A 13,315-nucleotide genomic window follows, 5' to 3' on the forward strand; every position below is an offset into this window, starting at 1 on the left:
AGAAAAACCGGCTTTAGGCTTCCGCCTCACATGTACTGGTCGCATCATCATTGGTAATCGGCGATGGGCGGCCCGGACAAGACGGTATAATCAGATTGCCGTTATATCCATAATTCATGAATTGCAGTGCCCGCGCTCCCAGACAACACCGGCATTCATGAACCCCTGACATGAGGCCATGCAAAATCAGGCGACTAATCGCATCCCGCCAGAACATGTATCATTTTCCATCGACCTGAAGTTGCTCGAACTTGCAAAGCGTTACTCGGTCGCCCTGAGCATCAGAGATAGGGGAATTAAGATGGATTATGTACGCCTTGGTGAATCCGGCCTGAAAGTCAGCCCCCTTACTCTAGGGTGCATGAGCTTCGGAAGCGGTGGTTTTTCCGGCGGATGGTCACTCAGTGAGACAGACGCTGAACCGATCTTCCGGCTCGCGCTGGATCTCGGAATCACTTTCTGGGACACAGCAAACGTCTATGGCAAGGGAACGTCCGAAGAAATTACCGGCAGGATGCTCGCCAGACTGGCACGGCGCGACGACATTGTGCTGGCGACCAAGCTCTTCGGCCCGATGAACGATGGCCCTGGTGGCGCCGGCCTGTCGCGCAAGGCAGTGATGGAGCAGATCGACGCGTCATTAAAGCGCCTCGGCACGGACTACATTGATCTCTATCAGATTCATCGTTTTGACCCGAACACCCCGGTCGAAGAGACGATGGAAGCGCTTCATGACATCGTAAAGGCGGGGAAAGTTCGCTACATCGGTGCTTCGTCCATGTGGGCATGGCAGTTTTCGAAAATGCAATATGCTGCCAACCTCAATGGCTGGACGCGCTTCATCTCGATGCAGCACCAGTATAACCTGGTTCAGAGAGAGGAGGAACGCGAGATGTTCCCTCTCATTACGGATCAGAGCGTGGGCTCAATGCCCTGGAGTCCGCTTGCAGCCGGTCTGCTCACCAGACCCTGGGGCGAGAAAAGCACAACGCGGGCCAAGGATAATCCGGTCACGGATTTTGCCGGACGCCCGCTTTTTCTTGAAAGTGACAAGGCCATCATCGATGCCCTCCAGAAGATCGCTGGCGTCCATGGCGTGTCGATGGCAACCGTTGCGATGGCCTGGGTGTTCCACAACCCACGCGTCACCTCACCAATCATCGGTGCGACCAAGCCTAAACATCTTGAAGATGCGGTCGCGGCACTTGAGATCAAGCTGACCGATGAAGAGGTCGCCGAACTGGAAGCACCCTATACACCGAGACTACCGACCTACTTTGTCTAAATACTCGACAACTACATAAAGACGAACAACAGGGACTCTTACCATGCAAAAGCGCATTCTCGGAAAGACCGGCCTTGAAGTTTCAGCTCTTGGTTATGGCTGCATGGGACTGGATTTCAGTTATGGCCATAAACTGAGCAAGGGCGATGGTATCACTCTAATTCGCCAAGCGGTCGATCTTGGCGTAACCTTTTTTGATACGGCTGAGGTTTATGGCCCTTTTACAAATGAGGAAATGGTTGGTGAAGCTTTACATCCGGTCCGTGAGCGGGTCGTAATCGCGACCAAATTCGGTTTTAATATCGTTGATGGCAAAATGGCAGGTTTGAACAGCCGCCCTGAACATATCAAGACCGTTGCCGAGGCTTCCCTGAAGCGTCTTGGTATCGAGCAGATTGATCTGTTCTACCAGCATCGCGTTGACCCTGAAGTGCCCATTGAAGATGTGGCGGGTGCAGTCAGGGATCTGATTTCTGAAGGGAAAGTCAAACATTTCGGTATGTCTGAGCCAAGTGCCGCAACCGCTCGACGCGCCCATACGGTTCAGCCGATTGCCGCCCTACAAAATGAATATTCGCTGTGGACACGTGGTGTTGAGACAAACGGCATTCTAGAGTTGTGCGAAGAACTCGGCATTGGCTTGGTTCCCTATAGCCCGCTCGGCAAGGGCTTTCTCACCGGCGCGATGAGCAAGGATACGAAGCTCGGCCAAGGCGATTTCCGTGCCATGCTCCCGCGCTTCACGCCAGAAGCGATAGCCCACAATCAGGCACTTGTCGATCTGCTGAAGCAGATCGGCACCGAGAAAGACGCGACGCCAGCCCAGATCGCGTTGGCCTGGCTGTTGGCGAAAAAGCCCTGGATCGTACCGATCCCGGGTACCACAAGGCTGGACCGTCTCAAGGAAAATCTCGGTGCTGCCGATATTACCCTGACGGCGGACGACGTGACTCGGATCGAGAAAGCAGCCGCAGCAATCCAGATCGAAGGCGATCGTTACCCGGCCCAGCTTCAAGCCATGATCGGTCGTTGACAGGTATTGCCGACGGCGGTCTTGAGTATCGCCGTCTTACATAATAACGGGCGAGCAAATGACTGGAACCAGGCTGAACATTCTTGTCGTTGGTGCGACCGGGAGCATAGGACGGCATGTTGTAGACGTGGCGCGAGAAGAGGGGCATGGCGTACGCGCCCTTGTGCGAGACCCTTCCAGAGGGCGAACGCTTCTGCCCGGAACTGAGCTTGCAAGCGGCGACCTTACCCAGGCGAAGACGCTGATTGCCGCTGTACAAGGAATTGATGCAGTTATCTTCACTCATGGCTCCAATGGCGGCAAGGAAGCAAACGAGGCCGTTGATTATGGAGGGGTTCGTAACATCCTTGCCGCCCTAGGCCCCTGTCAGGCACGGATCTCGCTCATGACATCCATTGGTGTGACAGAGCGAAATGGGCCATACAACCAGCGAACGGAAGCCCATGACTGGAAGCGCCGTTCGGAACGGCTGGTCCGGGCCAGTAGCTTGCCCTACACAATCGTTCGGCCCGGCTGGTTTGATTACAACAAGTCTGACGAGCACCGATTGGTTCTCTTGCAGGGAGATCGAAAGTATTCTGGAACACCAGACGATGGCGTGATCGCCCGCCGACAGATTGCCGAGGTTCTGGTGCATGCGCTGACATCAGTATCCGCTGCGGGAAAAACATTTGAACTCATTGCCGAACGTGGCAAGTCTCAGAATGATTGGGACGCCCTTTTTGCACCGTTGAAAAAGGACGGTTCTGGCGCACTCGATGGAATTGCGGATGAAGACAACATGCCTCACGCAGATGAGCCTAATCGCGTGAAAACTGATCTTGAGGCAGAACGCGCACCTCGTAAGACTACCTTTTAACAGCATTCAGCGAACCCGCACGCTCGGTAGCACAACGCGTGCAGGACTGTCTGTGACCTTGCCCCCTGAAATGCCCTCGCATCGAAGTAAGGTCTGTCCACTAGAGACAGACGATGAAGAAAGCGCGATTTACGCAGGACCAGATTATCGGGGTCCTGAAAGAGCATCAGACGGGCGCTACGGCTGCGGATCTGTGCCCCAAGCACGGGATCAGTGACGCGACCGTCTACACCTAGCGGTCGAACTACGACGGGATGGAGGTGTCGGAAGCGCGGCGGCTCAAGGCTCTGGAAAAAGAGAACGCGAAGCTGAAGCGGCTTCTGGCGGAGAGCGTGATGGCCGTCTCGACACTGAAGGAACTACTGGCAAAAAAACTCGTGACGCCCGGTTTGCGGCGGGAAGCCGTGACCTGGGCGATCCGGGAGAAAGAGTATTCGCAGCGACGGGCTATGCCGGCTCATTGGCATGGCCCCGAAGACCTGGCGCCATGCGTCACGCCGCCCGGATGATGCCGCAGCGCGTGGGCAGCTGCGCGAACTGACTCAGGATCGACGGCGATTTGGCTACCGGCGGGTGCATAACCTGCTCGACCGAGAAGGGATCGCTATGAACCACAAGAGGCTGTTTTGGCTGTACTGCGAGGAGGGTCTGTCCGTCCGCAAGCGGGGCGATCGGTAACGGACGCTGGGCACACGCTCGCCGATGATGCTGCCCGACGGGCAGAACCAGCGCTCGAGCCTGGACTGCATGCTGGGCGCGTTGAGCAACGGATCAGTGTCATAGTGGCTTCGCGAACTCGTCACGCAGACGTGAAAACCGACAAAATTGCGCCTGAATTCCTTTTCGTTTGTTTCCTATGTGTTTCCTGGGGGGGTGATTTGGGCACAAAAAAACCCGCTTGGTGAGGGCGGATTTATCGTGCCCTATCAAGGGCTTAGTTTGTGGTTGCGGGGGAAGACAACCAACGATACTTGCGATTGGTAGACCGTGAGATACCCCGCATCGCGGCATGAGAGAGTAACCCTGCCAGAGCACATGGGCACATCCAACTAGGATCCTTGTTATAAGCAAGCCGCCTCATATGCGATCCTGTATCATGGTCAATATATGAGGCTACTTTCTTCACTGACGCCTTCGATCCGTCTGCACTGATTACGGTGTGTACACCACACAGGAGGAACTGGCTCCCCTTGAAAAGCCAGAATCACCCTCCTGCGTTCGTGCGAAGGATTTTAAACATTGTATCGGACCCTCTCGGGCCGGAAATATGACCCGCCCGAAGCGTCGGATCATTGATTTTTGAAATGGGGCCAACTAGGTTAATGGTTCTGAAGCATGCTTAGCGGGCTTCGGCCCAGGTATTTGGAAATCGGCTGGTTTACGAGGCCAGTCGGTTTTCCATCCAGCTTGCCTTAGGAGTCAGATACGGCCCCCTAGGCGGAAGCTCATCAGGACTGGCCGGCGGAACTTCAGGAAACCGCCTCCCATCCTTTACCTCAGCGATCCGCCCCTGATTGAGGCCGAAGAACGCTGCGATGTCGTGGTGCCGATCGCCCCGCTCCACCATTCCCCGAATAAGCGCCACATCGCGCTCTGTGATTGTGAGGCCGCTCGGCCTCGCACGCAGTGTCATATGCTTCTCCTATATTTCTAAAGTCAGACTCTGGCCTGACACCCCGTATGTGAAAAAAAATCGGTGGGAAGTCAAGGTTAAATTTAATTATTACGATCCGTAGCATGTTACGATTTTATATCCCTTGACGTTGTAGCTTGCTACGGATATCACTTTCATATGAAAGATCGAAAGAAAACTGTCTCCCTATGTCGCTCCAGCGCACGCCTTTTGGATGTCGCGGAGGTTTTTGCGGGCGTTGGTGTGTCGCGCGAGGAAAAGGTAGTCCGCTCGGGTAAAAGACTGCCGGTTATCGGAGTGCGTGACTTTCAAGATGGCGCTGTAGCCGCACGAGAAGCGCTAGACACAGTAGGTTTTTCGTCCCCCGCCAAAGCCGCGACCTATGCGGTGCAGGTCGACGACGTTCTCGTCACGGGGCGCGGCACGCTGCTAAAATTCGGCCTCGTAGGTGATGAGACCGCAGGGGCTATCGCCAGCGCAAACATCATTGTCGTGCGGCCCGGCCCTGATGTGGCGGGCGGTGCCCTGTTTGCAATCCTGTCCAGCGATGTGTTTCGCCCAAAGATCGAGGTCCTACGAAGAGGGGCGACGACGCTGCTGTCCCTGTCGCCGAAAGACCTTGCCAAGCTCGAAATCAATCTGCCGTCGCGGAACGAACAGGAGCGCATAGCCGCCCTCGTTAAGAACGCGCAAATCGCCTACCGCACCGCCCTGGAGGCTGCCGAAATCCGCCGCTCACTCGCGCGGCGTCTGATTGACGCTCGTCTATTTGGCGACAACCAGAACAATTGAGGAAAACATGGCCAAGCTTACACGCACCGAACTGGAAAATCATCTTTGGAAATCCGCCGACATCCTGCGCGGCTCCATCGATAGTTCCGATTACAAGATCTACATCTTTGGCTTTCTGTTCCTGAAGCGACTGTCTGATCGCTTTGAAGAAGAAGTTAAGGAGGCCATGCGTCAGGGTCTGCCGGAGGATGTCGCCTACAGCGACCCGGACGAGCACGAGTTCTTTCTAGTTGAACGCGCGCGCTGGTCGTCGATCAAAAAGCTGACGACGGGCATTGGTGACCACCTCAACAAGGCATGCGCCGCGATTGAGGACGCCAATCCCTCGATTGAAGGCGTACTGGCCAATATCGACTTCAATTCCGAATCACGCCTTGGCGACGCCAAGAACCGCGAAGGCGTTTTATCGCGTCTGATCGATCACTTCTCACGCATTGACCTGTCGAACGCCTCGCTTTCCGAGCCGGACATGCTTGGTCGCGCCTATGAATACCTGATCGATAAGTTTGCAGATGATGCAGGCAAGAAGGGTGGCGAGTTCTATACCCCCCATCATGTCGTGCGGCTGATTGTCGAGTTACTGGACCCCAAGCCAGGCATGCGCATTAGCGATCCCACCTGCGGCTCCGGCGGCATGTTGGTTCAGGTCGCGGAGCATGTGGCGAAGCTTGAAGGTAAGAGGCTGGGTGAAGCACTCAACATCACGCTGCATGGACAGGAAAAGAACCTCGGCACATGGGCCATCGCTAAGATGAACCTGCTGCTGCACGGGCTTCGCGATGCGCGAATTGAAAAGGGTGATACGATCCGTAATCCGCGCCTGCTCGATAAGGACGGCAACCTCTTCCTTTATGATCGCGTGATCGCCAACCCGCCTTTCTCTCTGGATAGCTGGGGCGCAGAGGACGTCTCAGGCGACACCGAGAAGAAGGGACATAACCGATTCATCTACGGCATCCCCCCTAAAAATATGGGCGATCTGGCCTTCGTTCAGCACATGGTGGCGACGCTCAACGCTAAAGGTGTTTGTGGCGTGGTGATGCCGCACGGGGTGCTGTTCCGCGGCTCAGGTGACGGGCGCATTCGCGAAGCGATGCTAAAAGCCGATCTGTTCGAGGCGATCATCGGCCTGCCGGAAAACCTGTTCGCAGGCACCGGCATCCCCGCAACTGTTTTGATCCTCAACAAGGCAAAAGCGCCCGAGCGTAAAGGCAAAGTTCTGTTTATCCACGGCGCGAAGAAGTTTGAGGAGCGGCCCAAAAAGAACATCTTGGGTGAAGGCAATATCAGAGACATCTGTGACGCCTTCCGTGCATGGAAAGATGAGGACCGCTTCTGCCGCATCGTCGACGTGAAGGAAATTGAGGAGAATGATTTCAACCTCAACATCTCCCGCTACATCGACACGCTTGAGCCCGAAAAGCCAATCGATGTGAAAGCTGAGCTTGACAAGCTCTGGACCGCCGAGAAGGCACGCGATGAAGCCGCCGCGCGCATGAATGCCCTTCTCAAGGAGATGGGTTATGTCGGTTAAGGTGCCAAAAGGTTGGACTGCCGTGCGGTTTGGCGATGCAATGCGTTTGGAGGGGCGGCGCGAACCAATTGATCCCTCACGCTCTTATAAACTTCTCGGGGTACGTTGGTACGGAAATGGTGCTTTCTTACGTGAAGAGCGGATTGGCCAAGGGTTATCGGCGCATCACATCTATCGGGTTCAGCCGGGAGATGTGATCTACAATCGGCTGTTCGCCTGGAAGGGCTCGTTTGGATTAGTTGGCGACGATCTAGCGGATTGTTATGTCTCGAATGAATTCCCGCTATTTTCGGCGAGACTGGATAGAGTTGATCCCCAATTCCTACTCCGCGTCCTGCAGCATCCGCGAACGTCAGAGCGTGCGGACGCCTTCTCGACGGGAACAACTTCGATCAGCCGAAACCGATTGAGCGAAGACGATTTTCTTCATTTCCCTCTTGTCCTTCCTCCGCTCGCTGAACAACGCGCGATTGCCAAGGTCTTAGGTACGGTGGAGGAGGCCATCGCTAAGATTGAGGCGCTGATCGTGGCGCTCGTCGACGCCAAGCACGCCACCATGCGGGAACTGCTAACGCGTGGCGTTCGACGCGAGAAGGCTCCGATGAAGCGGTTACCAGCGCGCTGGGTACTTGGGCGAGTAGCCGAGGGTATCACGCATATCCCGGCAGATTGGGACCTCGTGACGCTGACGAAGGTTGCTAAACTCGAAAGTGGCCACACGCCCGACCGCAAGGAACCCACCTATTGGGACGGAAATATCCCGTGGATATCACTGCAGGATGCCGATGCACTCACCAAAGTGACCATCTCTGAAAGCGCCGAAGCCATCGGGGCTTTGGGCTTGGCCAACTCATCGGCACGCATGCTTCCGGTAGGAACTGTAGTGCTTCAACGAACTGCGAACGTCGGTCTTGCTTCGGTCATGGGGCGCGAGATGTGCACCAGTCAGCATTTCGCGAATTGGATCTGCGGAAACAAGCTTGATCCATACTATCTTCAGCAGGTTTTCCGGCACATGTCGCGTGAGTGGGAGCGTCTTGTCGCCGGGAGCGTCCTGCCTGACATCTACATGGGAACCTTCAAGGCATTGCAAATTCTTCTTCCACCATTGGCGGAGCAGAAGAAAATTGGCGAGGTCGGCGTCGCCTTCGACCTGAGGATTGAAGAAGAGCGAAGCACGTTGACCGCCCTAAGTGAGAACCGCAAGGCGCTTGCGCAAGAACTGCTCTCGGGTCGGGTCCGCCTTCCAGACAGCATGATTGCGCATCATCGTGACAAAGCCGGACAAGCTGCATGAACGAGACCAGTGAACAGCTTGAGCGCGAATGGGTTGAGGTGCCGGCGACGGACCTGCTGCGGGTGCTGTTCGATTATAGACCATTGTCTCCAAACGATGTGCGACTGTTGCGCGACGGGCTAGCAACCGAGCCGGTTCTGACGGTTCGCCTCGCGGAATGCCTGAAGCGCCTTAATCCGTGGCTTGGTGATGACGGTGTTAGCCGCGCTGTAGCCACTGTCACGCGGGTTACCGCCGTCGATGTGATGGAGGCGAACGAGAGCGCCTATACGGCTCTCACCTACGGCGTGACGGCCTCCCATACTGAAGGTGGCAGACGACAGGACCGCAATGTGCGGTTCTTCGATTTCGACGATCCATCCGCCAACACATTTGAGTTCGCGCGGCAAGTTGCCATCAGGGGCGCACGTCAGGACATTATTCCCGATATCGTCGTTTACGTGAACGGTCTCCCGCTCGCTGCCATCGAATGCAAATCGCCATCACTGGCCGACCCGATGGGTGAGGCGATCTGCCAATTCCGCCGCTATGAAAGCCGGGATGAATTCGCCGGGCTTGGCGCTACTCGCCTGTTCGAGACGGCTCAAATTTCCATTGCACTGGCGCGCGATGTGGCGAAGTACGGCACGACGCTCACGCCTGCTCGCCAATGGGCTGAGTGGAAAGACCCATATCCGCTCACGCTCGATGCGCTCGCGGCGCAATTGGGTCGGACACCAACCGGGCAAGACATCTTACTCGCCGGACTTCTCGCGCCGGCCAATCTGCTCGATCTCATCCGCAACTTCGTTATGTTCGAGACTATCGACGGACGGCGCATCAAGAAGCTGGCGCGCTATCAGCAGTTCGTTGCCATCGGAAAGGCGATTGAGCGCATCCGGACCGCACCTAACCCACAACGCCGTGGCGGGGTTATCCACCACACCCAAGGCTCCGGTAAGTCGCTGACAATGGTGTTTCTTGCGACCAAACTGCGCCGCCTTCCCGAAGCCGAAAATCCGACGATTGTCATCGTTACGGATAGAACCGACCTTGATGACCAGATCACCGGACAATTCCAGCGTTCAGGATTTGCCAACCCCATCCAGGCCGAAAGCGGAGACGCGCTGCGCAACGCTCTATCGGGCGGCGCTGGAACCACAGTTCTGACCACCGTCCACAAGTTTCACAGCGCCGTGCCGAAACGCTCTTCGGTCATTTCTAAAGCGCAGAACGTCTTCGTCATGGTTGATGAAGCGCACCGGACGCAATATGGTGCGCTTGCCGCTCGGATGCGGGCAGGACTGCCCAATGCCTGCATGATCGCCTTTACCGGCACGCCCATTGACAAAAAGGACCGCAACACCCGTGAGGTCTTCGGCGACTATCTGCACCGCTACTTGATCGACCAGGCTGTGAAGGATGGAGCGACCGTCCCAATCTATTACGAGATGCGCGACGCACAACTACGGATCGACGGCCGCGATCTCGAACGGGATATTCGGGCCATGTTCCCTGAACTGTCGAACGAAGAGATTGAGAAACTGAAGCGTGGCATGCGGCTTCAGGAGAAACTTGCCGGAGCTCAAGTTCGTGTTGAGGCCATCGCCAAAGATATCCTTGCACACTATCGAAGCACTATCGAACCGAATGGTTTCAAAGCCCAAATAGTGACGGTCAGCCGAGACGTCGCCGTGACCTACGTCGAATCTTTGCGGCAACTCGGTGCGCCAGAATGCGCGCTGATCATGTCCGCATCCAACAACGACAGCGCCCGGTTGCAAGCCCATCACCTGTCCAAACGCGACCGCGACACCATGATTGGCCGGTTCAAGAAGCGTGACGATCCACTGAAAATTTTGGTCGTGTGCGATATGCTGCTCACCGGTTTTGACGCGCCGGTAGAGCAGGTTCTGTATCTCGATGCCCCTCTACGAGAGCATACGCTTTTGCAGGCCATCGCCCGCGTGAACCGGGCCGCTGACGGTAAGACCTATGGGCTGGTCGTTGACTATTGGGGCGACAATCGACGCATTTCTGATGCCCTGGATATGTTCTCGGACGAAGACGGCATAGCCAGTGCGCTTCGTCCACTATCCGAGAAAGTCCAGCTTCTTGAAAGTCGGCACCGAGCGGCCATTCGGCTCTTCGAGGGTGTTGGCCGCGAGGACGATACGACGTGCGTCGAGCTGCTGCGCCCCGACGACATCCGCGCCAAATTCGAACTCGACTTCCTACGCTTTGCCGAGGCCATGGACATGGTCTTGCCTGACCCAAAGGCATTGGAAGAACCCTATCCATCCGACTTGAAGTGGCTATCGCGCATCCGCGTTCTCGCCCGTCGTGCCTATCACGAGGAGCCATTTGATCCGAAGGACTACGGCGCGAAAGTGGGCGAGATTATGACCAGCCACCTCTCGGTGACGGGTGTCGAACAGTTGTTGGTGAAGTTCGATATTCTCGACCCCGCCTTCCGTCCGCATCTGGAAAGCCTCAGGTCGAGCGATGCCAAGGCAGCGGAAATCGAGCACGCCATCCGCCAGGAGATCCATGTCCACCGCGACGAGAACCCCACGGCTTATGCCTCGCTTTGGGAGCAGTTGGAGCGGATCGTCAATGATAGGCGGGAAGCTCGCGTGTCCGCTGCCAGCGCCTTGACCCAGCTTGAAGCAATGGTCGGGCAAGCCGCAGATATTCGCTCGGGCTCAGCGGGCAGAGGCGACGGCCTTACTGGAACGGCTGCCGCCATCCTGCCCTTCATTGACGCAGACCTACCAGAACCCGAACGCTCCCGGAGCGCTGCCGGTATCACCAAGGCGCTTGAGGAATATGCCGAGGTTGTCGACTGGCATCAAAAGGAGGACGTCCAGCGACAGATGCGCCGAGCCATCAAGGAGCAATTGCGCAGCTTGGGACTGGATGCGCACAAGGTTGAAGCCACGACGGCAAAGATCATGGATGTCGCCCGCGCGAGGTATGCGGGATGACGGACGCGGCTCAGTATTCCATCGTTTTCGGTAACGAAACGTTTACGTTCCTGATCGAGCGGACGGCGCGTCGGAAGACCGTGGCAATATCCGTTGGCTTCGATGGGGTGCGCGTCCTCGCACCGTCGGACCTGGACGATGACCGCGTCCTCGGCATCGTTCGCAAGAAAGGCGCTTGGCTGCTTCGCAAACAGGCGGCGTATCGCGAACTTGGGGGGCAGGCGGCCGTCAAGGAATTTGTGAGTGGCGAGACCTTTCACTACCTCGGTCGGCAATATCGCCTGAAGCTCATTCCCGACGAAACCGCCGTCACGACCCGGATTGCTGCGAGGGGTTCAACCCTTGTCGCTCCGGTACTACCGAATGGCCATGAATCCATTCAGCGCGCCGCTGTCCGCAGCGGGCTCAGGCACTGGTACCGAGCACATGCGATCCAGCATTTTCCTGCCCGTGCGCGAATGATCGCAGAGATACTTGGCATTCCAACACCGACCGTCAATGTCGTTGACCAGTCCAAACGCTGGGGAAGTTGCGATTCACGGGGACGCATTCGCCTCAACTGGCGCTTGGTGATGGCTCCCATGCCGCTGGTCGACTACGTTATTGCACACGAGGCTTGTCACGTTCTTGAGCACAATCATTCACGGCGATTTTGGCGGTCGTTGGAAACGATCATGCCGGATTACGAGGATCGCCTAAGAAGACTTGATAGAATGGGGCATCAGTTCATTTGGTGATTTTTGTATGAGTGATATAAAACTCTTTCGCACGGACACTGCTTCGGTCACAGAGCTTCGTGGCAGCGCGGTCGCGCTGGAGAAGTCGTTGCAGACCCTTATTGAGCGCAACATGGAAGCGTTCCTCGGTGTGCGGTTTCTTGCATCGGAGTTTTCGACGACGAACGGCGGACGCATGGATTCGCTGGGCATCGACGAAAATGGTTCGCCTGTGATCGTCGAGTACAAACGGGCCAGCAATGAGAACGTCATCAACCAAGGCTTATTCTACCTCGACTGGCTGATGGATCACCGCCGTGATTTCGAATGGCTTGTTCTAGAGCGCTTCGGCGCCGAAGAAGCGAAGGCCGTCGATTGGACGACGCCCCGACTGATCTGCATCGCCGGTGATTTCACAAAATACGATGCTCATGCGGTCAACCAGATGAACCGAAATATCGCGCTGGTTCGCTATCGCCGCTTTAGTGACGAACTCTTGCTGTTCGAACTGCTGACCTCGGCATCGGAGCGGCCCGCGCGCGAAATCCCTGTCAGCGTTAACGCCCAAGCCGAGCCTACGGCAATGCGACCTCGGTCGCGCCAGAAAACTGTTACGCGGTACCTCGCGGATGCGGACCAAGACCTTGTAGATCTCTACGAGGCAACAAAGGCGTACCTGCTGGCGCTAGGCGATGATGTCGAGTTGAAGACTCTGGACAACTATGTCGCCTTCCGCCGCCTGAAGAACTTTGCGTGCGTCGAGGTCAAGCCGCAGATTAGGCACCTTAAAGTTTTCGTCAAGGTCGATCCTGCAACCATACAACTTGAGCCGGGTTTTACCCGCGACGTGCGCAATATCGGTCACTTCGGCACTGGCGATCTCGAAATCATCATCACTGATGTGGCTACGCTGGACAAAGCCAAGCCACTAATGGACCAGAGTTATGACGGTGCCTGAAGAGCCCTCGATTTGAAGTAAGGCCTGTCTATTATGGACAATAAAGAGAGCACTATTTACGCAGAATTAGATTATCGGGCTCCTGAAGGAGCAGCAAGCGGCCGCAACGGCGGCGGGCTATACGGCAAGCACGAGATTAGCGACACAACTCTCTATACGTGGCGTCCAAATACGGAGGCCAGAATGTGTATGGTTGCGGGTACGGCGGTCCCGATTTGAACCTGTGAAACCAAGCGATTGAT

The 13,315-nt window shown here is 56.3% G+C and carries 9 protein-coding genes and 1 pseudogene; all 10 read left to right on the forward strand.

Going from position 1 to position 13,315, the window contains the following annotated elements:
- Positions 1-178: 178 nt before the first annotated feature.
- Positions 179-1,285 carry an aldo/keto reductase gene (locus tag PWM43_RS13835; RefSeq protein WP_289843111.1) on the forward strand — a complete coding sequence of 369 codons (1,107 nt, stop codon included), beginning with the start codon at positions 179-181 and terminating at the stop codon, positions 1,283-1,285.
- A 43-nt stretch (positions 1,286-1,328) separates the two neighbouring features.
- On the forward strand, positions 1,329-2,318 hold the full coding sequence (locus PWM43_RS13840; protein WP_289843112.1) for an aldo/keto reductase: 990 nt from the start codon (positions 1,329-1,331) through the stop codon (positions 2,316-2,318).
- Between the two features lie 58 nt (positions 2,319-2,376).
- A complete protein-coding gene (locus PWM43_RS13845; RefSeq protein ID WP_289843113.1) occupies positions 2,377-3,177 on the forward strand; it encodes an SDR family oxidoreductase in 801 nt (266 codons plus the stop codon).
- A 113-nt stretch (positions 3,178-3,290) separates the two neighbouring features.
- A pseudogene (locus PWM43_RS13850) lies at positions 3,291-3,948 on the forward strand (transposase); the annotation flags it as partial.
- Between the two features lie 1,021 nt (positions 3,949-4,969).
- Positions 4,970-5,602 (forward strand): restriction endonuclease subunit S, encoded by a 633-nt coding sequence (locus PWM43_RS13855; RefSeq protein ID WP_048854121.1) that lies wholly within the window; start codon positions 4,970-4,972, stop codon positions 5,600-5,602.
- A 7-nt stretch (positions 5,603-5,609) separates the two neighbouring features.
- Entirely contained in the window at positions 5,610-7,136 is a 1,527-nt protein-coding gene (locus PWM43_RS13860; protein ID WP_289843114.1) for a type I restriction-modification system subunit M, read from the forward strand.
- Complete coding sequence (locus tag PWM43_RS13865) at positions 7,126-8,433, forward strand: restriction endonuclease subunit S (RefSeq protein ID WP_289843115.1); 1,308 nt, start codon at positions 7,126-7,128, stop codon at positions 8,431-8,433. The genes PWM43_RS13860 and PWM43_RS13865 overlap by 11 nt, the downstream gene beginning before the upstream one ends.
- A complete protein-coding gene (locus PWM43_RS13870) occupies positions 8,430-11,399 on the forward strand; it encodes a type I restriction endonuclease subunit R (protein WP_289843116.1) in 2,970 nt (989 codons plus the stop codon). Before PWM43_RS13865 ends, PWM43_RS13870 begins: the two co-directional genes overlap by 4 nt.
- Entirely contained in the window at positions 11,396-12,136 is a 741-nt protein-coding gene (locus PWM43_RS13875; RefSeq protein WP_289843117.1) for a M48 family metallopeptidase, read from the forward strand. Before PWM43_RS13870 ends, PWM43_RS13875 begins: the two co-directional genes overlap by 4 nt.
- Positions 12,137-12,143: 7 nt before the next feature.
- Entirely contained in the window at positions 12,144-13,073 is a 930-nt protein-coding gene (locus tag PWM43_RS13880) for a DUF5655 domain-containing protein (protein ID WP_289843118.1), read from the forward strand.
- Positions 13,074-13,315: the final 242 nt, after the last annotated feature.

The sequence above is a fragment of the Brytella acorum genome, assembly GCF_029309905.1.
GTDB lineage: Bacteria > Pseudomonadota > Alphaproteobacteria > Acetobacterales > Acetobacteraceae > Brytella > Brytella acorum.

Bases quoted from the DNA above. Each gene is read 5' to 3' on its own strand.
- PWM43_RS13835 (WP_289843111.1), top strand. From the start codon at position 179: ATGCAAAATCAGGCGACTAATCGCATCCCGCCAGAACATGTATCATTT.
- PWM43_RS13840 (WP_289843112.1), top strand. From the start codon at position 1,329: ATGCAAAAGCGCATTCTCGGAAAGACCGGCCTTGAAGTTTCAGCTCTT.
- PWM43_RS13845 (WP_289843113.1), top strand. From the start codon at position 2,377: ATGACTGGAACCAGGCTGAACATTCTTGTCGTTGGTGCGACCGGGAGC.
- PWM43_RS13855 (WP_048854121.1), top strand. From the start codon at position 4,970: ATGAAAGATCGAAAGAAAACTGTCTCCCTATGTCGCTCCAGCGCACGC.
- PWM43_RS13860 (WP_289843114.1), top strand. From the start codon at position 5,610: ATGGCCAAGCTTACACGCACCGAACTGGAAAATCATCTTTGGAAATCC.
- PWM43_RS13865 (WP_289843115.1), top strand. From the start codon at position 7,126: ATGTCGGTTAAGGTGCCAAAAGGTTGGACTGCCGTGCGGTTTGGCGAT.
- PWM43_RS13870 (WP_289843116.1), top strand. From the start codon at position 8,430: ATGAACGAGACCAGTGAACAGCTTGAGCGCGAATGGGTTGAGGTGCCG.
- PWM43_RS13875 (WP_289843117.1), top strand. From the start codon at position 11,396: ATGACGGACGCGGCTCAGTATTCCATCGTTTTCGGTAACGAAACGTTT.
- PWM43_RS13880 (WP_289843118.1), top strand. From the start codon at position 12,144: ATGAGTGATATAAAACTCTTTCGCACGGACACTGCTTCGGTCACAGAG.